Source organism: Reyranella sp. (assembly GCF_050185545.1).
Lineage (GTDB): Bacteria > Pseudomonadota > Alphaproteobacteria > Reyranellales > Reyranellaceae > Reyranella.
The window spans coordinates 64,783-83,791 of the sequence record NZ_JBFWZI010000007.1; the positions used below are offsets into that span (position 1 = coordinate 64,783).

At 68.7% G+C, this 19,009-nt stretch carries 16 protein-coding genes; all 16 read left to right on the forward strand.

Annotated elements, in window-relative coordinates:
- The first annotated feature begins 40 nt into the window (after nt 1–40).
- Nucleotides 41–532 (forward strand): division/cell wall cluster transcriptional repressor MraZ, encoded by a 492-nt coding sequence (locus AB7O82_RS03460; RefSeq protein ID WP_428543651.1) that lies wholly within the window; start codon nt 41–43, stop codon nt 530–532.
- A complete protein-coding gene (gene rsmH / locus AB7O82_RS03465) occupies nt 529–1,530 on the forward strand; it encodes a 16S rRNA (cytosine(1402)-N(4))-methyltransferase RsmH (protein ID WP_428543649.1) in 1,002 nt (333 codons plus the stop codon). The genes AB7O82_RS03460 and rsmH overlap by 4 nt, the downstream gene beginning before the upstream one ends.
- Nucleotides 1,527–2,075 carry a cell division protein FtsL gene (gene ftsL / locus AB7O82_RS03470; protein WP_428543647.1) on the forward strand — a complete coding sequence of 183 codons (549 nt, stop codon included), beginning with the start codon at nt 1,527–1,529 and terminating at the stop codon, nt 2,073–2,075. Before rsmH ends, ftsL begins: the two co-directional genes overlap by 4 nt.
- Complete coding sequence (locus AB7O82_RS03475; protein WP_428543645.1) at nt 2,072–3,937, forward strand: peptidoglycan D,D-transpeptidase FtsI family protein; 1,866 nt, start codon at nt 2,072–2,074, stop codon at nt 3,935–3,937. Before ftsL ends, AB7O82_RS03475 begins: the two co-directional genes overlap by 4 nt.
- Nucleotides 3,938–3,941: 4 nt before the next feature.
- A complete protein-coding gene (locus AB7O82_RS03480) occupies nt 3,942–5,450 on the forward strand; it encodes a UDP-N-acetylmuramoyl-L-alanyl-D-glutamate--2,6-diaminopimelate ligase (protein ID WP_428543643.1) in 1,509 nt (502 codons plus the stop codon).
- On the forward strand, nt 5,447–6,853 hold the full coding sequence (locus AB7O82_RS03485; protein WP_428543641.1) for a UDP-N-acetylmuramoyl-tripeptide--D-alanyl-D-alanine ligase: 1,407 nt from the start codon (nt 5,447–5,449) through the stop codon (nt 6,851–6,853). The genes AB7O82_RS03480 and AB7O82_RS03485 overlap by 4 nt, the downstream gene beginning before the upstream one ends.
- Before the next feature lies 1 nt (nt 6,854).
- Nucleotides 6,855–7,946: a phospho-N-acetylmuramoyl-pentapeptide-transferase gene (gene mraY, locus AB7O82_RS03490; protein ID WP_428543639.1), complete on the forward strand. Its 1,092-nt coding sequence runs from the start codon at nt 6,855–6,857 to the stop codon at nt 7,944–7,946.
- A 4-nt stretch (nt 7,947–7,950) separates the two neighbouring features.
- Entirely contained in the window at nt 7,951–9,348 is a 1,398-nt protein-coding gene (gene murD / locus AB7O82_RS03495) for a UDP-N-acetylmuramoyl-L-alanine--D-glutamate ligase (protein ID WP_428543637.1), read from the forward strand.
- Nucleotides 9,345–10,472, forward strand: coding sequence for an FtsW/RodA/SpoVE family cell cycle protein (locus tag AB7O82_RS03500; RefSeq protein WP_428543635.1), 1,128 nt, complete (start codon nt 9,345–9,347; stop codon nt 10,470–10,472). The genes murD and AB7O82_RS03500 overlap by 4 nt, the downstream gene beginning before the upstream one ends.
- On the forward strand, nt 10,472–11,596 hold the full coding sequence (murG, locus tag AB7O82_RS03505; RefSeq protein ID WP_428618650.1) for an undecaprenyldiphospho-muramoylpentapeptide beta-N-acetylglucosaminyltransferase: 1,125 nt from the start codon (nt 10,472–10,474) through the stop codon (nt 11,594–11,596). Before AB7O82_RS03500 ends, murG begins: the two co-directional genes overlap by 1 nt.
- Nucleotides 11,593–13,056, forward strand: coding sequence for a UDP-N-acetylmuramate--L-alanine ligase (gene murC / locus AB7O82_RS03510; RefSeq protein ID WP_428543631.1), 1,464 nt, complete (start codon nt 11,593–11,595; stop codon nt 13,054–13,056). Before murG ends, murC begins: the two co-directional genes overlap by 4 nt.
- Nucleotides 13,053–13,994 carry a UDP-N-acetylmuramate dehydrogenase gene (gene murB / locus AB7O82_RS03515; protein ID WP_428543629.1) on the forward strand — a complete coding sequence of 314 codons (942 nt, stop codon included), beginning with the start codon at nt 13,053–13,055 and terminating at the stop codon, nt 13,992–13,994. The genes murC and murB overlap by 4 nt, the downstream gene beginning before the upstream one ends.
- The gene (locus AB7O82_RS03520) at nt 13,991–14,923 is read left to right on the forward strand and encodes a D-alanine--D-alanine ligase (protein WP_428543627.1); all 933 of its coding nucleotides are present in this window, start codon (nt 13,991–13,993) and stop codon (nt 14,921–14,923) included. The genes murB and AB7O82_RS03520 overlap by 4 nt, the downstream gene beginning before the upstream one ends.
- The gene (locus AB7O82_RS03525; RefSeq protein ID WP_428543625.1) at nt 14,920–15,789 is read left to right on the forward strand and encodes a cell division protein FtsQ/DivIB; all 870 of its coding nucleotides are present in this window, start codon (nt 14,920–14,922) and stop codon (nt 15,787–15,789) included. The genes AB7O82_RS03520 and AB7O82_RS03525 overlap by 4 nt, the downstream gene beginning before the upstream one ends.
- Before the next feature lie 44 nt (nt 15,790–15,833).
- Entirely contained in the window at nt 15,834–17,069 is a 1,236-nt protein-coding gene (gene ftsA / locus AB7O82_RS03530) for a cell division protein FtsA (RefSeq protein WP_428543623.1), read from the forward strand.
- 152 nt (nt 17,070–17,221) lie between these two features.
- On the forward strand, nt 17,222–18,961 hold the full coding sequence (ftsZ, locus tag AB7O82_RS03535; protein WP_428543621.1) for a cell division protein FtsZ: 1,740 nt from the start codon (nt 17,222–17,224) through the stop codon (nt 18,959–18,961).
- Nucleotides 18,962–19,009: the final 48 nt, after the last annotated feature.

Genomic DNA, 19,009 nt, shown 5'->3' on the forward strand with positions numbered 1-19,009 from the left:
AGCGTGGGGCACCGGCGGCGGGATTCAGAGGGACTCGGCCGTGGCATTTCGGTCGGAAATCCTGATCAAACTCGACAAGAAGGGCCGGGCGCTGCTGCCTGCCGCCTTTCGCGACGAGCTGCCGGCCGACGATCGGAGCGCCTTCGTGCTTTATCACTCGCCGAATCTGACGGGGGTCGTGAACGGCAACTCGCGCAAGGGGTTCGATGCGATGCTTGACCGGCTGCGCCTGGAGGCCCTCGGCCCCAAGGGCGCCCTCAAGGTGGCGCTCGACGACGAGGAATTCGATCCGGCCGGCTACCTTTCGGCGAGCTCGCGAACGGTCGCCATGGAGCCCGATGGCCGCTTCACCATGCCCGGCGAGTTCGCCGAGGCGCTCGAGGCGACCGACGGCGTGATGCTGGTCGGCAAGGGCGACAAGTTCCAGCTGTGGAATCCGCGGCAGTGGCAGGCCAGGCGCGAGGTGGACCGCACCAGGATGGCGGCTTTCGTGCGCAGCCTTGCGGCGGGTGATCCGAGGGGCGACGCATGAGCGAGCTCCGGCACATTCCGGTGATGGTCCGCGAGGTCATCGAGGCGCTGCGGCCGCGCGCCGGCGGCCGCTATCTCGACGGCACCTTCGGCGCCGGCGGCTACAGCGCGGCGATGCTCGACAGCGCCGCCTGCCAGGTCATCGCGCTCGATCGCGATCCCGATGCCATCGCCGCAGGCCAGGTGCTGGCCGAGCACTATGGCGAAAGGCTGCGCCTGATCGAAGGCCGCTTCGGTGACATGAGCGAGCTGCTCGCCGCCGAGGGCGTCGACGAGGTCGACGGCGTGACGCTCGATCTCGGCGTGTCGTCGATGCAGCTCGACGAGGCCGGTCGCGGATTCTCTTTCCGTACCTCCGGGCCGCTCGACATGCGCATGGAGCGCAGCGGACCATCCGCCGCCGATCTGGTGAACGAGGCGGATGAAGCCGAGCTCGCCGACATCATCTGGCGCTATGGCGAGGAGCGGCGCAGCCGACGGGTCGCGCGGGCCATCGTCGAGGCGCGCCGGCACAAGCGGATCGAGACGACGGGCGAGTTGGCGGAGATCGTGCGGCGCGCGGTCGGGCCCCAGGGCAGGGACGAGAGCGACCCGGCGACGCGCACTTTCCAGGCATTGCGCATCGCCGTGAACGACGAGCTGGGCGAGCTCGAGCGCGGTCTGCTCGCCGCCGGGCGTGTGCTGACGCCAGGCGGTCGTCTGGCGGTGGTCTCGTTCCATTCGCTCGAGGATCGCGCGGTCAAGGACTTCGTGCGCAGTCGAGCCGGCCGCGTGTCCGGTCCATCGCGGCACCTGCCGCCGGTCGAGAGCCGCGCCCCCGAGCTGCGCGACCTGACGCGCAAGCCGATGGTGCCGTCGCCGACCGAAATTGCCGCCAATCCGCGCGCCCGCTCGGCGCGGCTGCGGGTTGCCGAGAAGATTGCGACCGGTCCTGTCCAGGCCAATCCGATCGGGGCCGGACCGATCGGAGCCGGGCCGATCGGAGCAGGTGCGGCATGATCCATCGCGGGCTCCTGTTCTGGTCGGTCGCTGCCGTCGCGACGGCGGTGGGCCTGTTCGCGGTCAAGTACAAGGTGCAGGACCTCGAGGAGCGCATCGACCGCACCAATTACAAGATCATCGAGAGCCAGCAGGCGACGCACATCCTGCGCGTCGAATGGGCTCACCTGAACGAGGCCGAGCGCATCGAGCGACTGGCCGGCAAGTATCTCCAACTCGAGCAGGCCTCGATCAAGCAGGTCATCCGGCTCGAATCGAAAAAACCAGAATCTGTCCCCCCGCGGCGCGATCCACCATCTTCCCCCCCACGTACGGGCAACGACGTCCCCTCGTCGCCTTTGCCCGGTGGTGGTCGCTCCGCAGCGGAGGCCGGCAGCCCCTCGCCGGCCTCCGCACCCCCTCCCGGGCGTTCATCCGGACCCACGACGCCCCCTCGACCGGCCCCGATTCAAGAGCCGGCTACAGCGGGTCCGGTTGGCGAAGGCCAAAGCACCGTGACTTCCATCGATGAAATCCTCTCGAGAAACGAAGGGGGCCGTCGGTGAAGCTCTGGCGCAAGAAGGCCTCGCCCGACCCGGCCGCCGCGGCGAACGCGGCGGCCGGCACGCGTTATGGGTCGCCGCAGGATCGCCTGAAGGGTGACGTGCAGGAGACCGCCCGCCAGCGCCTCGTCGTCGCCTCGGCGATCTTTGCCGTGGTCTTTGTCGCGGTCGCGCTGCGCATGTCGTACGTGTCGATATTGCGCGACGGCGCCGAGCCGACGCAGCGTGTGGCCGCACGCGGCGGATCGATCCAGTCGGAGCGTGCCGACATCGTCGACCGCAACGGCGCGGTGCTGGCCACCTCGGTGCCGGTGATGTCGGCCTTCCTCAATCCGCGGCTGCTGATCGACCCACAGGATGCGGCGCGAAAGATCGTGAGCGCGCTCCCCGATCTCAAGTACCAGGAGGTGCTGGAGAAGCTCGACCCCGAGAAGACGTTCGTCTGGATCAAGCGCGGGATGAGCCCGCGCGAGCACGACCTGGTCAATCGGCTTGGCATCCCGGGGCTGGAGTTCCAGGCCGAGGAGCGGCGCATCTATCCGCAGGGCACCGTGGCGGCGCACATCCTGGGCTATGCCAGCATCGACAACGCCGGACTGGCCGGAGTCGAACGCTACTTCGACCAGCAGCTTCAGAGCGGCGAGACCATCCAGCTCGCCATCGACCTGCGCCTGCAGCGCATGATCGAGCGCGAGATGGTCCGCGCGGTGCAGAAATTCTCGGCGATCGGCGCCACGGCAATCGTCATGGATGCGACCAACGGCGAGATTCTCGCCATGGCGTCCCTGCCGACATACGATCCCAACAGCGCCAAGACCATCACCAGCGAGGCGCTGTTCAACCGTGCCACGCTCGGCGTCTACGAGCAGGGGTCGACCTTCAAGATCTTCAACACGGCGATGGCGCTCGACACGGGCCGAGTCAACCTGACGACAGTCTACGACGCGACCTCGCCGATCCGGATCGACCGCTTCACCATCAACGACGATCATCCGCAGCGCCGGCCGCTCAACGTCTCCGAACTCTTCAAGTTCTCGTCCAATATCGCGTCGGCCAAGATGGCCGTCGATATGGGTATCGAGACCCAACGGGCCTTCATGGACAAGATCGGGTTCCTGAAGCCGCTGCGCACCCAGCTCCCCGAGGTCGCCGCGCCGCTTTATCCGCGGCACTGGAAGACGATCAACGCCATGACGATCGCCTTCGGGCACGGCCTCTCGGTGACGCCGCTGCATCTGGCGAACGGCTCGGCGGCGGTGGTCAATGGCGGCATTCTCTACTCGCCGAGCCTGGTCAAGCGCACTGCCGCCAGCGAGCCGGGCCGCCGCATCATCCAGGCCAAGACGTCGACCTTGATGCGGCAGTTGCTGCGGCTCAATGCCGTCGAAGGCACTGGCAAGAAGTCCGACGTGCCGGGCTACGAGGTCGGGGGCAAGACCGGCACCGCCGAGAAGGCGTCGCGCGGCGGCTATCGCCAGAAGGCCCTGATCAGCACGTACGTCGGCATGTTCCCGATGAACGACCCCAAGTTCGTCGTGCTGGTCTCGCTCGACGAGCCCAAGGGCATCGCCGAGACCGGCGGCTACGCCACCGCCGGCATGGTGGCTGCACCGAGCGTCAAGGTCATCATCGAGAACATCGTGGCGCTCTATGGCATTCTGCCGAGCGACCCGAAGGAGGGACAGCCGCCGATCGCAATCGCCTCGATGCCAATACCGTCGGCGTCTCTGCCGCAGCAATTCGCACCGGTAAGCGCCCGTTATCGCGGTTCACAGGAACAACGCAAAGCCCTGCCCGTGCGGCCCGGCCCGAACCAGACGGCGGCCGCCCCCGCAGCGGGGGCGGGTCGCGTTGCTGCTGAGTGAGCTCATGCGCGGCACCTCCGGGGTCGATGACGCCCGCGCGCCGAGCACATTGCCAGACCATGCCGACAAATCCGGCCTGCAGGGACAACCCGATCCCGATCTCGCCGGCCTGACCCTCGACTCGCGCAAGGCCAGGCCGGGCTACCTGTTCGCAGCTCTGGCGGGCTCGCATCAGGACGGAGCCGCCTATGTTTCCGACGCGGTGAGCCGGGGCGCGACAGCGATTCTCGCCGCGACCGATGCCGTCCTGCCGCCGCTCGATCCTGCCATCGTCGTCGTGCGCGACGCCAATCCACGCCGGCGGATCGCTCTGATGGCAGCTTCATTCGCCGGGTTGCAGCCGGCCACCATCGCGGCCGTCACCGGCACTAACGGCAAGTCCTCGACCGTGCACTTCGTGCGCCAGGTCTGGACGGCGCTCGGCCAGGCTGCAGCGAGCGTCGGCACGCTCGGCATCATGTCGCCGGGATTCAAGCGCGCGGCAGGACTGACCACGCCCGATCCGGTGCAGCTTCACGAGGATCTCGCGACCTTGGCGCGCGAAGGCGTCGATCATCTCGCAATCGAGGCGTCGAGCCATGGCCTCGACCAGCATCGCCTCGACGGACTGCGTCTGTCGGCGGCCGCCTTCACCAACCTGACGCACGAGCACCTCGACTATCATTCATCGATGGACGCCTACTTCGCGGCCAAGGCGCGGCTGTTCGACGAGTTGCTGCCGGGCGGCGGAACCGCCATCGTCAATGCCGACAGCGATCGCGCCGCGGCGGTCGTCGAGATTTGCCGCCGCCGCGGCGTGCGGTGTTGGAGCTATGGCGTCGACGGCCGCGAGTTCCGCCTGCTCGGCGACGTGCCAGTGGCCACCGGCCAGCATCTGACCCTCGAGGTGCTGGGCCGGCGGTTGGAGGTCGAGCTGCCGCTGGTGGGCGGTTTCCAGGCGTCGAATGCGCTTGCCGCGCTCGGCTTGGTGATTGCCACCGGCGGTGACGCGGAGCGCGCCGTTGCAGCGCTGGCGCGGCTCAGCGGTGCGCCGGGCCGTCTTCAGCTCGTCGCCCGGCATCGCTCGGGCGCGGCCGTGTATGTCGACTACGCCCACAAACCCGAAGCGCTCGCCACCGTGCTCGCCACAATGCGGCCCTTTGCCAAGGGGAAGCTGGTCGTCGTGTTTGGTTGCGGCGGCGATAGGGATCGGGCCAAGCGGCCTGTCATGGGTGAGATTGCCACGCGTCTCGCCGACCTTACTCTTGTCACCGACGACAATCCGCGCAGCGAGGCGCCGGAGGCGATCCGGGCCGAGATCGTCCGCGGCATCCCGGGTGATCGCCGGAACTGGATCGAGGTGAGAGACGGTCGCCACGTCGCCATCGAGCAGGCCATGTCGGCGCTATCCGCGCCCGACGATCTCCTGCTGATCGCCGGCAAGGGCCACGAGACCGGGCAGACGATCGCCGGCGTGACCCATCCGTTCGACGATGCCGAGGTAGCGCGGGAGTTCGCGGAGGCGGTGACGTGAGCGCGCTGTGGACCTCCGACGAGGTCGTGCGCGCCATTTCGCCGGTGGCGTTGACGGGGCCGTTCGAGGCGAGCGGCGTCACCTTCGACAGCCGCGCCGTGGCGCCGGGTGACCTTTTCTTTGCCCTCGCCGGCGAAACCACCGACGGCCATGCGTTCGTGGCCGACGCCTTGAAGCGCGGGGCGGCCGCCGCCGTGGTCTCGCGCGATGTCCCGGGCGCCGCAGGCAACCTCGTCCGTGTGCCCGACACGATGAAGGCGCTGGTCGACCTCGGGCGCGCCGGGCGGCAGCGCAGCACCGCGCGTATCGCCAGCGTCACCGGATCGGTCGGCAAGACCAGCACCAAGGATGCACTGCGCGTGCTCCTGTCGGCGCAGGCCCCGACGTCGGCCAGTGCGGCGAGCTTCAACAACCATGTCGGCGTCCCGGTCAGTCTCTGCCGTCTGCCGCGCGAGGCGCGCTATGGCGTGTTCGAGATCGGCATGAATCACGCCGGCGAGATCGAGCCGCTGGCCCGCCAGGTCGAGGCCCATGTCGGCGTGATCACCACGGTGGGGCCGGTCCATGTCGGCTATCTCGGCTCGGAAGAAGCGGTGGCCGACGAGAAGGCCTGCCTGTTCGCCGGCATGGCGGAGGGTGCGGCAGCGGTGCTCAATGCCGACATTGTCCACTACGAGCGGCTGGCCGGACACGCGCGCCGCTTCGGCGTCTCGCGCATCGTGCGATTTGGACGCAGCGAGGCGGCCGAAGCGCGGCTTGTTTCGTGCTCGCTGCAGGATTCGGGAAGCGATGTTGTCGCGTTGATTCACGGCCGTCGCATCGAGTATCGCCTTGGTGCCGCGGGTGAACACTGGGTGCTGAACAGTCTGGCTGTGCTGGCGGTCGTCGAGGCGCTCGGGGCCGACGTCGACACGGCGGCGTCCAAGCTCGCGACAGTCGGCGCGTCGCCCGGCCGTGGCGCGCGGCGCATGCTCAAGTTTGGCGGCGGCACGGTCGAGCTGCTCGACGAGAGCTACAACGCCAACCCGATGTCGGTGCGGGCGATGCTGGCGGTGCTGGCGCGGACCGAGCCTGTCGGAGCTGGGCGGCGCCTGCTGGCGATGGGCGACATGCGCGAGCTCGGCGAGGGGGCGGACGAGTACCACGGCGGGCTGGCTGACGCCGTCGCAGCGAGCGGGGCGGCCAAGGTCTTCCTCTGCGGGCCGCACATGGCGGCGCTGTGGCGGCGGCTGGCGCCCGGGCAGCGCGGCGTGCACCGGCCGGATTCGCAATCACTCGCCGGCGAGGTCGCGGCGGCGCTGCGGGAGGGGGACGTCATCGCGGTGAAGGGTTCGCTGGGCTCGAAAATGAAGGTCGTCGTGGATGCCATCCTGGCGGCCAGCGGTGGAGAGACGGGGCGCTAGGATGTTCTACAACCTTCTCTACCCGCTGGCCGACGTGTTCGGGCCGCTCAACCTTTTCCGCTACCTGACCTTCCGCTCGATTGCGGCATTCCTGACCGCGCTCGTGCTGAGCTTCCTGATCGGCGGCGGGCTGATCCGCTGGCTGCGCAGCAAGCAGGGGCAGGGCCAGCCGATCCGTAACGACGGCCCGGCGAGCCATCTGGTGACCAAGAAGGGCACGCCGACCATGGGCGGGCTGTTGATCCTGATCACCCTCACCACGGCAACGCTGCTGTGGGCCGACCTCACCAACCGCTATGTCTGGATCGTGCTCGGCGTCACCCTGGCGTTCGGGGCCGTCGGCTTCTGGGATGATTTCCTGAAGGTCACCAAGCTCAATCCCAAGGGCGTTCCGGGCAAGATCAAGCTCGTCTTCTCGATCGCCGCCGCCGCCTGGGCGGCATGGCTGATCGCGCAATCCTCGCCGGCGCCGTTGCGCTACATGCTGGCGGTGCCCTTCTTCAAGGACTTGCTGGTGCCGCTCACGGTCGTCGGCTTCGTGGCGTTCGCCGTCGTGGTGATGGTCGGTGCATCCAACGCCGTAAATCTGACCGACGGGCTCGATGGCCTGGCGATCGGTCCGGTGATCATGGCGTCAGCGGTGTTTGGCCTGATCGCCTACGTGGTCGGCAACACCATCCTCACCAACTACCTTTATCTCCACCACGTTCCGCGCACGGGCGAGTTGGCGGTGCTGCTCGCCGGGTTGATCGGCGCCGGTCTCGGGTTCCTCTGGTTCAACGCCCCGCCGGCCATGGTCTTTATGGGCGATACCGGCTCGCTGGCATTGGGAGGTGCGCTGGGCGCGGTGGCGGTTGTCACCAAGCACGAGATCGTGCTCGCCATCGTCGGCGGCCTGTTCGTGCTCGAGACCGTCTCGGTGATCGTCCAGGTCATGTCCTTCAAGCTGACCGGCAAGCGGGTGTTCCGCATGGCGCCGTTGCATCATCACTTCGAGCAGAAAGGCTGGGCCGAGCCGACGATCGTCTTCCGTTTCTGGATCATCGCCGCCATCCTCGCGATGGCCGGCCTTGCCACCTTGAAGCTTCGGTGACCGCATGATCGATCTCGCCGTGCTCGAAGGGTTGTCGTTCGTCGTGCTGGGGCTGGCGCGCTCCGGCCTGGCGACGGTGCGCGCCCTGCAGGCGGCCGGCATCGACTGCATCGCCTGGGACGACAATGCCGTGTCGCGCGCCGTGGCGGAGAAGGCCGGCATGCCGGTGGCCGATCCGGCATCGATCGACTGGTCGCGCCGGACGGCGCTGATCATCAGCCCTGGCATTCCCAACCGGCTGCCCAAGCCGCATCCGGTGGCGAGCGCCGCCCGCGCGGCCGGCAAGCCGATCATCTGCGACATCGAACTCCTCGCCCGCGCCCAGCCGCAGGCGCGTTTCGTCGCCATCACCGGAACCAACGGCAAGTCGACGACGACGGCGCTGATCGGCCATATCCTCGGCCAGGCTGGCCTCGCCTGCGAAGTCGGCGGCAATATCGGCCGCGGCGCGCTCGATCTCGCGCCGCTCGGGGCGGGCGGAACCTACGTGCTGGAGATGTCGTCCTACCAGCTTGAGCTGCTGCAGACCTTCCGCGCCAACGCGGCGGTGTGGCTCAACATCACACCGGACCATATCGACCGCCACGGCGATCTCGCCGGCTACATCGCCGCCAAGGAGCACATCTTCGACCGCCAGCAACCGGGCGACTGCGCCGTGATCGGCATCGACGATGAGCCGTCGCGCGCCGTCTACCGCCGGATGGCGGCGCGCCCGGGCATTGCCGCGGTTCCGGTCGGCCTGGGAACGTCGAGAGGTGGCGTGTCGTTCAGCGCCGGCCGACTGGTCGATATCGACGGCCATGCCGCCGATTTCGCCGACGTGCCGACCCTGCCCGGCGATCACAATGCGCAGAATGCTGCCTGCGCCTGGGCAGTGTGCCGCTGGCTCGAGGTGCCGCGTGACAGGATTGCCGCCGGGCTCAGGAGCTATCCTGGGCTGCCGCATCGCCAGGAGCAGGTCGCAGAGGTCGGCGCCGTCATCTACGTCAATGACAGCAAGGCCACCAACGCCGACGCCACGGCGCGCGCCTTGTCGTCCTATCGCGACATCTACTGGATCCTGGGCGGGCAGGCGAAGGAGGGCGGCGTGGCGCCGCTGGCAGGCTACTTCGATCGCATCCGGCACGCCTTCCTGATCGGTGAGGCGACCGAGCTGTTCGCCGGCCAGCTTGAGGGCAAGCTTGCCTACAGTCGCTGCGGCGATCTGCAGTCGGCGCTCGAGGCGGCGCACGGGCAGGCGCAGCGCGACCGCGCGGCGCGAGGCGGCCGGCGCGGCGTCGTCCTTCTCTCGCCGGCCTGCGCTTCGTGGGATCAGTGGAAGAGCTATGAGCATCGTGGCGATGCGTTCCGCGCCATGGCTCGCGCCCTGCCGGGGGCGCGTCAGTTGGGGAGGGCGGCGTGATTCAGGTACCCCGCGACGATCGCAGCGTCATCGGCCAGTGGTGGTGGACCGTCGATCGGTGGTCGCTCGGCGGCATCCTGGCGATCATGGCGTTCGGCGTGCTGCTGACTCTTGCCGCCTCGCCGCCGGCGGCCGAGCGCATCGGCGCCGACACCTTCGTTTTTGCCCGGCGTCAGTTCCTCTTCCTGCCGCTGGCGCTGGTGCTGATGCTGGCGATCTCGCTGGCCTCGCCGCGGCACATTCGCCGGTTGGCGCTGATGGTGTTCTGCGGCAGCATCGTGCTGCTCGCGGCGACCTTCGTCATCGGTGTCGAGATCAAGGGCGCGCGCCGCTGGATTTCGGTGCCCGGCCTGTCGACCTTGCAGCCCTCCGAGTTCGTCAAGCCCAGCCTGGCGGTGATCTCGGCGTGGCTGCTGGCGCAGAGTCGCGCCGAGCGCCGGGCGCCGGGCTACATCCTGTCGACCCTGCTGGTCGGCGGGGTGCTCGCCCTGCTGGTGATGCAGCCCGATCTCGGCATGAGCGTCGTCGTCGCCATGGTGTGGGCCGTTCAGCTCTTCGTCGTCGGCCTGCCGGTGTGGATTGCCGCCATCGGCGCGATCGGCGGCGCCGCGTCGCTGGTCGGCGCCTACTTTGTCTTCCAGCACGTGCGCAGTCGCTTCGACCGTTTCCTCGATCCGTCGTCGGGCGACAACTACCAGGTCAACACCGCGCTCGAAGCCTTCATGAACGGCTCGCTGTTCGGCCGCGGACCGGGCGAGGGCACGGTGAAAGCGCAGCTGCCCGACGCGCACACCGACTTCATCATGGCCGTCGCCGGCGAGGAATTCGGCCTGATCGTCTGCCTGATGATCCTTGCCCTGTTCGCCTTCGTGACCCTGCGGTCGCTGTCACGCGCCTCGAAGGAGACCAGCCTGTTCATAACCCTGGCCGCGACCGGCCTTGCCGTTCAGTTCGGTCTGCAGGCCGCCATCAACATGGCCTCGACGATTCAGCTGATTCCCGCCAAGGGCATGACGCTGCCTTTCGTCTCCTATGGCGGTTCGTCGGCGCTGGCGATGGCGATCTGCATCGGCATGCTGCTGTCGCTGACGCGTGAGCACGCCGGCCTGCGCGAGGCGGTGTGATGACGGAGCCGCGCCCTGTCGTCCTGGCGACCGGCGGCACCGGTGGCCACGTGTTTCCGGCCGAGGCCTTGGCGGGCGAACTCGAGGCGCGCGGCGTGCCGTTCGCCCTGGTGACCGACGCACGCGGCCGTCAGTGGCAGGGGGCGCTGGCGCGCCGGCCGATCCACTATGTCCATTCGGCCAGCCCGACCGGCTCGCCGGTCCGTCGCGCGATAGCCGTGCTGTCGCTGGCACGCGGGCTGCTCGATGCCTGGTGGGCGCTCGGGCGCATCCATCCCTCGGCCGTGGTCGGCTTCGGCGGCTATGCCTCGGTGCCCACGATGATCGCCGCCCGCCTGCGCCGGCTGCCGGCCGTGCTGCACGAGCAGAACGCCGTGCTGGGCAAGGCCAACCGCCTGGTGCAGGGCGGCGCGGCGCGGGTGGCGACGTCGTTCAGCGCGACGCGCCATATCGGCGAGGGCGATCGGCGGGCGCGCCTGGTCGGCAACCCGGTGCGCGAGCCGGTGCGCGCGCTGCGCGGCTCGCCCTATCGTCCGCCCGGCGAGGGCCGCGTCATCGATCTCGTGGTGTTCGGCGGCAGCCAGGGGGCGGCTTCGTTCGGCAAGGTGGTACCCGATGCCTTGCTGTCTCTGCCCGCGGCGATCCGCCGACGGCTCCGCGTCGTCCAGCAGTGCCGGCCCGAGGATCTCGGCGCCGTGCGCGAACGCTACGGCAAGGCCGGCATGGTAGTCGAGCTGGCGCCGTTCTTCGCCGACCTGCCGCAGCGCATCGCCGCGGCGCACCTCGTGATCGGCCGTGCCGGCGCCTCGACGGTGGCCGAGCTGGCGACGATCGGACGACCGGCGATCCTGGTGCCGTATCCCTACGCCGCCGACGATCATCAGACGGCCAACGCCCGTGCCTTCGCGGCGTGCGGTGCCTGCATGGTGATTGCCCACGCCGAGTTCACCGCGGAGGCTCTGGCCGGCCACCTGCTGGCCCTGTTCGGCCAGCCGCAGCGTCTCGCCCACATGGCGGCGGCGGCCCATGCCGCCGGCCGTCCCGACGCGGCGGCACGCCTGGCCGACGTGGTCGGCGATCTGATCTCCACTCCCGCCCTCTCACCGACAGGAGTCGCCGCATGAGGGCGATGCCGCTCGATATCGGACTGATCCATTTCGTCGGCATTGGCGGCATCGGCATGTCCGGCATCGCCGAGGTGTTGCACAATCTCGGCTACAAGGTGCAAGGCAGCGACATCGCCGAGGGCGCCAACACGCGTCGCCTGAACGGGCTCGGCATCAAGGTGGCGATCGGCCATCGCGCCGACAACATCGGCAATGCGCAGGTCGTGGTCGTGTCGAGTGCCGTCAAGAAGGACAATCCCGAGGTGCTCGCCGCGCGGGCGCGCCTGGTGCCGGTGGTGCGTCGTGCCGAGATGCTGGGCGAGCTGATGCGGCTCAAATGGTCGATTGCGGTCGGCGGCACGCACGGCAAGACCACCACGACGTCGATGGTGGCGGCGATGCTCGACGCCGGTGGCCTCGACCCGACGGTGATCAACGGCGGCATCATCAACGCCTACGGCACCAACGCGAGGTTGGGCGACGGCGACTGGATGGTGGTCGAATCGGACGAATCTGACGGCTCGTTCCTGCGTCTGCCGGCCACCATCGCCGTCGTCACCAACGTCGACCCCGAGCATCTCGATCACTACGGCACGTTCGATGCATTGCGCGAGGCCTTCGTGCGCTTCGTCGAGAACATCCCCTTTTACGGCTTCGCCGTGCTGTGCTCCGACCATCCCGAGGTCCAGGCGCTGATCCCGCGCGTCGCCGATCGGCGTATCGTCACCTACGGCATCGGCGCCACTGCCGACGTTCGCGCCATCAACCTGCGGCTCGACCGCGCCGGCGCCGACTTCGACGTCATGGTGGAGAATCGCGCCACCAACGAATCGCGAGTCATTCCCGGCATGCGCCTGCCGATGTTCGGCCAGCACAACGTGCAGAATGCCCTGGCGGCGATCGCCGTTGCCCAGGAAATGGGACTGCCCGACGAGACCATCCGCCGCGCGCTCGGCTCGTTCGCCGGCGTCAAGCGGCGCTTCACCAAGACGGGCGAGGCGCACGGCATCACGGTGATCGACGACTACGGCCACCACCCCGTGGAGATCGCCGCCGTGCTGCGCGCGGCCCGCCAGGCCTATGGCGGGTCGGGGCGCGTGATCGCGGTCATGCAGCCGCACCGCTACACGAGGCTCGCCTCGCTGAAGAACGAGTTCGCCACCTGCTTCGCCGATGCCGATAGTGTGCTGATTGCCGACGTCTATGCCGCCGGCGAGTCGCCGATCGAGGGCGTGACCCGCGACATGCTGGTGAACCTGGTACGCCAGGCCGGCCATCGCGAGGTCGCGCCGCTCGACGCACCGGGCGACCTGCCGGGCCTGATCTGGCAGATGGCGCGACCGGGCGATGTCGTGGTCTGCCTGGGCGCCGGCAACATCACGGCGTGGGCGCACGCCTTGCCCGGCCAGATCCAGCAGATGGCTGCCGAGCACGCCGGCCTGCGCAGCGTCGCCAACGACCAGGGATCGGCGGCATGATGGCGCTGACCGCCAACCGTCCGCATCTCATCGACCGGCTGCCTAGGCCGCGCGGCAGGCTCGTCGCCGACGCGCCTTTGGGTCCCCAGACCTGGTTCAAGGCGGGCGGGCCGGCAGAGGTGCTGTTCCGGCCGACCGATCGTGACGACCTCGCAGGATTCCTGCAGGCGTTGGATGCCGACATTCCGGTCACCGTGCTCGGCGTCGGCTCGAATCTGCTGGTGCGCGACGGCGGCGTGAAAGGTGTCGTCATACGCCTGGTGCGGGAGTTCACCCGCATCGCCGTCGACGGCACGGAGGTGGTGGCGGGCGCGGGGGCGCTCGACCTCAATGTCGCACTGACCGCGCGGGACCATGCGCTGGCCGGCCTCGAGTTCCTGAGCGGCATCCCCGGTACGATCGGCGGCGCCGTGGCAATGAACGCCGGGGCCTACGACGGGGAACTCGCGCCGGTGCTGATCTCGGCCGAGGCCGTCGATCGTCGCGGCTTTATCCATCACCCGAATGCAGCGGCCCTGGGTATGACCTACCGCCACAGCAGCGCGCCGACCGACTGGATCTTCACCTCGGCACGCCTCGGGGCGACGCCAGGCGACCAGCTGGCGATCGCCCGCCGCATCGCCGAGATCGACACCGCGCGCCTCGACTCGCAGCCGCGCAGCCGCACCGGTGGCTCGACCTTCGTTAATCCGCCGGGCCGAAAGGCCTGGGAGCTGATCGATCAGGCGGGTTGCCGCGGGCTGCGGATGGGCCAGGCGAAGGTCTCTGAGAAGCACTGCAACTTCCTGATCAATCTCGGCGACGCGAGTGCCGCCGACCTCGAAGCTCTGGGAGAGGAAGTGCGCCGGCGCGTCCTCGACCACAGCGGAATCCAGCTCGAATGGGAGATCCGGCGCATCGGCGTTCCGGCCTCCGTCTCGACAGGAGCCCAAGCATGAAACCTACGGTCGCGGTCCTGATGGGCGGCTGGTCGCCCGAGCGCGAGATCTCCCTGGTGAGCGGCAAGGCGTGCGCCGAGGGGCTGCGGGAGGGCGGCTACGCGGTGCTCGAGTACGACGTGAAGCGCGATCTCCGGGCGTTGATCGATTTCCTGCGACCGGCCGGCGGTGGCGGCCCCGAAGTCGTGTTCAATGCCCTGCACGGCCGTTACGGCGAGGACGGCTGCATCCAGGGCATCCTCGAGGTGCTGGCGGTCCCCTACACGCACTCCGGCGTGCTGGCTTCGGCGATCGCCATGGACAAGCCGATGGCGCGCCACGTCTTCCGCTCGCTCGGCCTTCGCGTCGCCGAGGGGATCGTGGTCGAGCGGCGATCGCTCGCCTTCGGCGATCCGATGCCGCGGCCCTACGTCGTGAAGCCGATCGATCAGGGCTCGAGCGTCGGCGTCTTCATCATGCGCGAGGGCGACAACCTTGCCGCCGTGGAAATGGCAGAGGCAGCCTTCGGCGAGAGGGTGCTGGTCGAGAAGTTCGTGCCCGGCCGCGAGCTCACGGTCGCGGTGATGGGCGACCGTGCGGTCGCCGTAACCGAGCTGCGCCCACGAACGCGCTTCTACGACTACGAGGCAAAGTATACCGACGGCATCACCGAGCACCTGGTACCGGCGCCGATTCCCGGCGAGGTCTACGAGCTGGCGCGCGAATGGGCGCTGACCGCGCACCAGGCGCTGGGTTGCAGCGGGCTCAGCCGCACCGACCTGCGCTGGGACGATTCGCAACCCGACACCTCGGGCCTGGTCGTGCTGGAGATCAACACCCAGCCCGGCATGACGCCGCTGTCGCTGGCGCCGGAACAGGCGAAATGGGCGGGCATCTCGTGGCCCGAGCTGATGACCTGGATGGTCGACAATGCGAGGCGTCCGCAGTGAACGCACCGGGGAAAGGCACTCCGACCCGCCGGCGCGACTACGATCGCCGCAAGAAGCGTAGCGTGCTGCGCAAGTCGGGCCGGCCGCTGTGGCGCCAGCCGATGATGCTGGGGGTCGTCGTGCTGCTGCTCGGCTGCGGCGGCGGCGCCGGCTGGTGGGCGTGGCACGAAGGCTGGTTGATCGAGGCACGCAATCGCGTCGACTCCGTGACGCGCAGCGTCATCGGTGCCATCACGCCATTCCGGCTTACCGACGTCACGGTCGAGGGCCGCGACTATGTCGAGCGTGGCGCCATCCTGGTCGCCCTCGACGTCAAGCCGGGCGACTCGCTGCTCGGCGTCGATCTGCAGGCCTCGCGGCAACGGCTCGAGGCGATCGACTGGGTTGCGAGCGCCACGGTCGAACGGCGGCTGCCCGACACGCTCTATGTCACGCTGAAGGAGCGCCGCGCCGTGGCGATCTGGCAGAGCGGAACGGAATACACCCTGATCGACCGCGACGGCCGCACCGTGCGGGCGAGCCGCATGCCGCCCGGCGCCGAGACGCTGCTGCTGCTGTCGGGCGCCGGTGCGCCCGAGCATGTCGGCGAGCTGCTGCTGCTGCTCGCTTACGAGCCCGTGGTGGCGCGCCAGCTGCGCGCGGCGGTGTGGGTCGGCCAGCGTCGCTGGAACCTCATTCTCACCAACGGCGTCGAGATTTGGCTGCCCGAAGAGGACGCGGTCGCGGCGCTGAAGCAGCTCGCCAGGCTCGACGGCCAGCACAAACTGCTGTCCCGCGAGTTCGGCGTGGTCGATCTCAGGCTGCCGGACAAGCTCTATCTCAGGAAGGGCATCACGGGCGGTCAGGCATTGCCCGGGCCGGTGTAATGACAGTGGCGTCCGGAGTGTACGTGTAGCGAGGGGGATGAAACGTGGCGAAGACCAGAAACGGCGTGGTTGCCGCACTCGATATCGGAACCAGCAAGGTCGTGTGCTTCGTGGCGCGCGTCGATGGCCAGGGATTGCGCGTGGTGGGCATCGGCCATCAGCCCGCGCTGGGCATGCGATCCGGCAACATCGTCGACATGGAAGCTGCGACGCGCGCCATCTCCTCGGCCGTGTCGACGGCAGAGGAGATGTGTGGCGAGCATGTGCGCGAGGTCATCGTCGGCGTGAGCGGCGGGTCGGCGGCCTCGCACAACCAGAGCCTCGAGGTGGCGATCGGCCATCACGAGATCGGCGAGCGCGACGTTCGCCGCGTCCAGCAGCACATCCATCTGCCGGCCGAGACCGCCGACCGCGACATCATCCATTCGGAGGCGATCGGCTACTCGGTCGACGGCACGCCGGTGCGCGACGCGCGCGGCATGTTCGGCGAGCGGCTGGGCGTCGACGTCCATCTCGTCACGGCGGCGAGCGGGGCGATGCGCAACCTGCAGGTCTGCGTGCGGCGCGCCCATCTCGAGATCGCGGAGCGTGTCGTCGCCGCCCATGCGTCGGGCCTGAGCTCGCTGGTGTCGGACGAGCGCGATCTCGGCGTCACGCTGATCGACATGGGCGGCGGCACGACGTCGATCGCCGTCTTTTACGAGGGCCATCTCGTGCACGTCGACAGCATCCCGGTCGGCGGCGATCACGTCACGCGCGACATCGCGCGCGGCCTGTCCACGCCGCTAGCCCATGCCGAGCGGATGAAGACGCAGATCGGCCGCGCCGTCGCCAAGCCGAACGACGAGTACGACATCATCGACGTGCCGCTGATCGGCGAGGAGGACCGCACGCGGCCGAATCATATTCCCCGGTCGATCCTGGTCGGCATCATCCGTCCGCGCATCGAGGAGACGTTCGAGCTGGTACGCAGCCGGCTCGAAGCGAGCGGTGTGGATAAGTTGGCGGGTGGCCGCATCGTGATCGTCGGCGGCGCGTCCCAGCTCGACGGCGTGCCCGACGTGGCGGCCGCCATCCTCAACAAGAAGATCCGCATCGGCGCGCCGTTGCGCCTCGCCGGACTGGCGGATTCCACTGGCGGGCCGGCATTTTCAGCGGCTGCGGGCCTGCTTGCCTTCGCCCTGAATCACCACGCGATCGCGCAGTCGCAACCCGCGGCGGCAGAAGTTCCGTCGAGTCGAATCGGGCGCATTGGAAGTTGGATTAGGGAAAACTTTTAGGGCAATATGGCAATATGTAGTGTGGAGATGGGCAGTCCCCACATGCTGTTGATAAGAATGAATTAACCCGGTCAATGGTGAAGGGCTTATCCAAAAATAGTCCACACCATCGCTCCGAGCAGATTACCCCTCGTTTGCGTGGAGAGAGCCAAATGACGATCAACCTCAGCCTCCCCCAGAAGGAGTCAGAGATCAAGCCGCGTATCACTGTCATCGGAGTCGGTGGCGCGGGTGGAAACGCCGTTAACAACATGATCAGCGCAGCGCTCGAAGGCGTCGAGTTCATCGTCGCCAATACCGACGCGCAGGCGCTCGGCCAATCGCTGGCCGACCGCCGGGTTCAGCTCGGCATCACGATCACCCAGGGCCTCGGCGCAGGCGCCCGTCCCGAGGTCGGCCGGCAGGCCGCCGAGGAGGCGCTGCCGGAGATTCTCCATCTGCTCGATGGGGCGAACATGGTGTTCGTCACCGCCGGCATGGGCGGCGGCACCGGCACCGGGGCGGCACCGGTCATCGCCGCGGCGGCGCGCGAGCAGGGCATCCTCACCATCGGCGTCGTCACCAAGCCGTTCCACTTCGAAGGCCGCCGCCGCATGCAGGCTGCCGAGCAGGGTATCACCGAGCTCGAGAAGGTGGTCGACACCCTGATCGTCATCCCCAACCAGAACCTGTTCAAGATTGCCAACGAGAAGACGACTTTCGCCGACGCCTTCAAGATGGCCGACGACGTGCTGCACATGGGCGTGCGCGGTGTCACCGACCTCATGGTGATGCCTGGCCTGATCAACCTCGACTTCGCCGACATCCGCACGGTGATGGGCGAGATGGGCAAGGCGATGATGGGGACCGGCGAGGCCGAGGGTCCGGATCGCAGCCGCGTCGCGGCGGAGAGCGCGATCTCCAACCCGTTGCTGGAAGACCATTCGATGAAGGGCGCGCAGGGCGTGCTGATCAACATCACCGGCGGTCTCGACATGACTTTGCACGAGGTCGACGAGGCGGCCAACCGCATCCGCGAGGAAGTCGATGCCGATGCCAACATCATCTTCGGCTCGACCTTCGACGCCAGCATGCAGGGCCGCATGCGCGTCTCCGTCGTCGCCACCGGCATTGCCACCATGGCTGCCCAGCAGCCGGCGCCGAACTACCTTTCACTCGACTTGAACCGGCCAATGCAGACCGGACAGCCGGCGCTCCGCGCCGCCGCGCCGGTCGGCCGAGTGGCCATGCCAGCGGCTGCCGCGGCGCCAGTTGCGCCGCCGGTTGCCGCCGCTCCGGTGCCAATGCCGCCCGCGCCACCGCCGCCGGTCGCACCGCCTATCGCTGCTGCCGAGGTCCCGCCGATGCCGGCCGTCGCCCCCCCCGTGGCCGCCGCACCGCCGGTCGAGTTTCCGGAATTGGCGCCTGCCGCGACGCCGGAGTTCGACGTTCCGGTGCCGCCGGTTGCTGCGGCACCGCCACCGCCGCCGACTCCGGTTGCACCGCCGGCCCCGGTCGCCGCGGCACAACGGCCGCTGGTCGACGAGAACGACTGGCGGGTCAATCGGCCTGCTCCCAAGGCACCGGTGCGCGCCGAAGCACCGACCCGTCCGGTGGCTGCGCGCCCGGCAGTGGAAAGCCGTGCGCCGAACCTGTTCCAGCGCATCACCGGTGCCTTCGCCTCGCCCAAGCCTGCGACGCCTCCGTCTGCGGGTGTCAGCCCGCCAGTCGCCGCAGAACTGCCGGCCGCGCGCAGCGCTCCGGAGAACGTCGTCCCGGTTGCCCAGAAGCCCGTCGGCCGTCCGGCGCCGGTGCAGACCTCGATCAGCCTCGACGTCACCGAGCGGGCCAAGCCGGCGCGCGACGACGACGACCTGCAAATTCCGGCATTCCTGCGCCGCCAGGCCAATTGATTCAGGCCCAATGACGTAGACTCGTGCACACTCCACGCATCGTACGAG

Excerpts from the sequence above, each read along its gene's own strand:
- rsmH (WP_428543649.1), top strand. The coding sequence starts at position 529 with ATGAGCGAGCTCCGGCACATTCCGGTGATGGTCCGCGAGGTCATCGAG.
- ftsL (WP_428543647.1), top strand. The coding sequence starts at position 1,527 with ATGATCCATCGCGGGCTCCTGTTCTGGTCGGTCGCTGCCGTCGCGACG.
- AB7O82_RS03480 (WP_428543643.1), top strand. The coding sequence starts at position 3,942 with ATGCGCGGCACCTCCGGGGTCGATGACGCCCGCGCGCCGAGCACATTG.
- mraY (WP_428543639.1), top strand. The coding sequence starts at position 6,855 with ATGTTCTACAACCTTCTCTACCCGCTGGCCGACGTGTTCGGGCCGCTC.
- murD (WP_428543637.1), top strand. The coding sequence starts at position 7,951 with ATGATCGATCTCGCCGTGCTCGAAGGGTTGTCGTTCGTCGTGCTGGGG.
- murG (WP_428618650.1), top strand. The coding sequence starts at position 10,472 with ATGACGGAGCCGCGCCCTGTCGTCCTGGCGACCGGCGGCACCGGTGGC.
- murC (WP_428543631.1), top strand. The coding sequence starts at position 11,593 with ATGAGGGCGATGCCGCTCGATATCGGACTGATCCATTTCGTCGGCATT.
- murB (WP_428543629.1), top strand. The coding sequence starts at position 13,053 with ATGATGGCGCTGACCGCCAACCGTCCGCATCTCATCGACCGGCTGCCT.
- AB7O82_RS03520 (WP_428543627.1), top strand. The coding sequence starts at position 13,991 with ATGAAACCTACGGTCGCGGTCCTGATGGGCGGCTGGTCGCCCGAGCGC.
- ftsZ (WP_428543621.1), top strand. The coding sequence starts at position 17,222 with ATGACGATCAACCTCAGCCTCCCCCAGAAGGAGTCAGAGATCAAGCCG.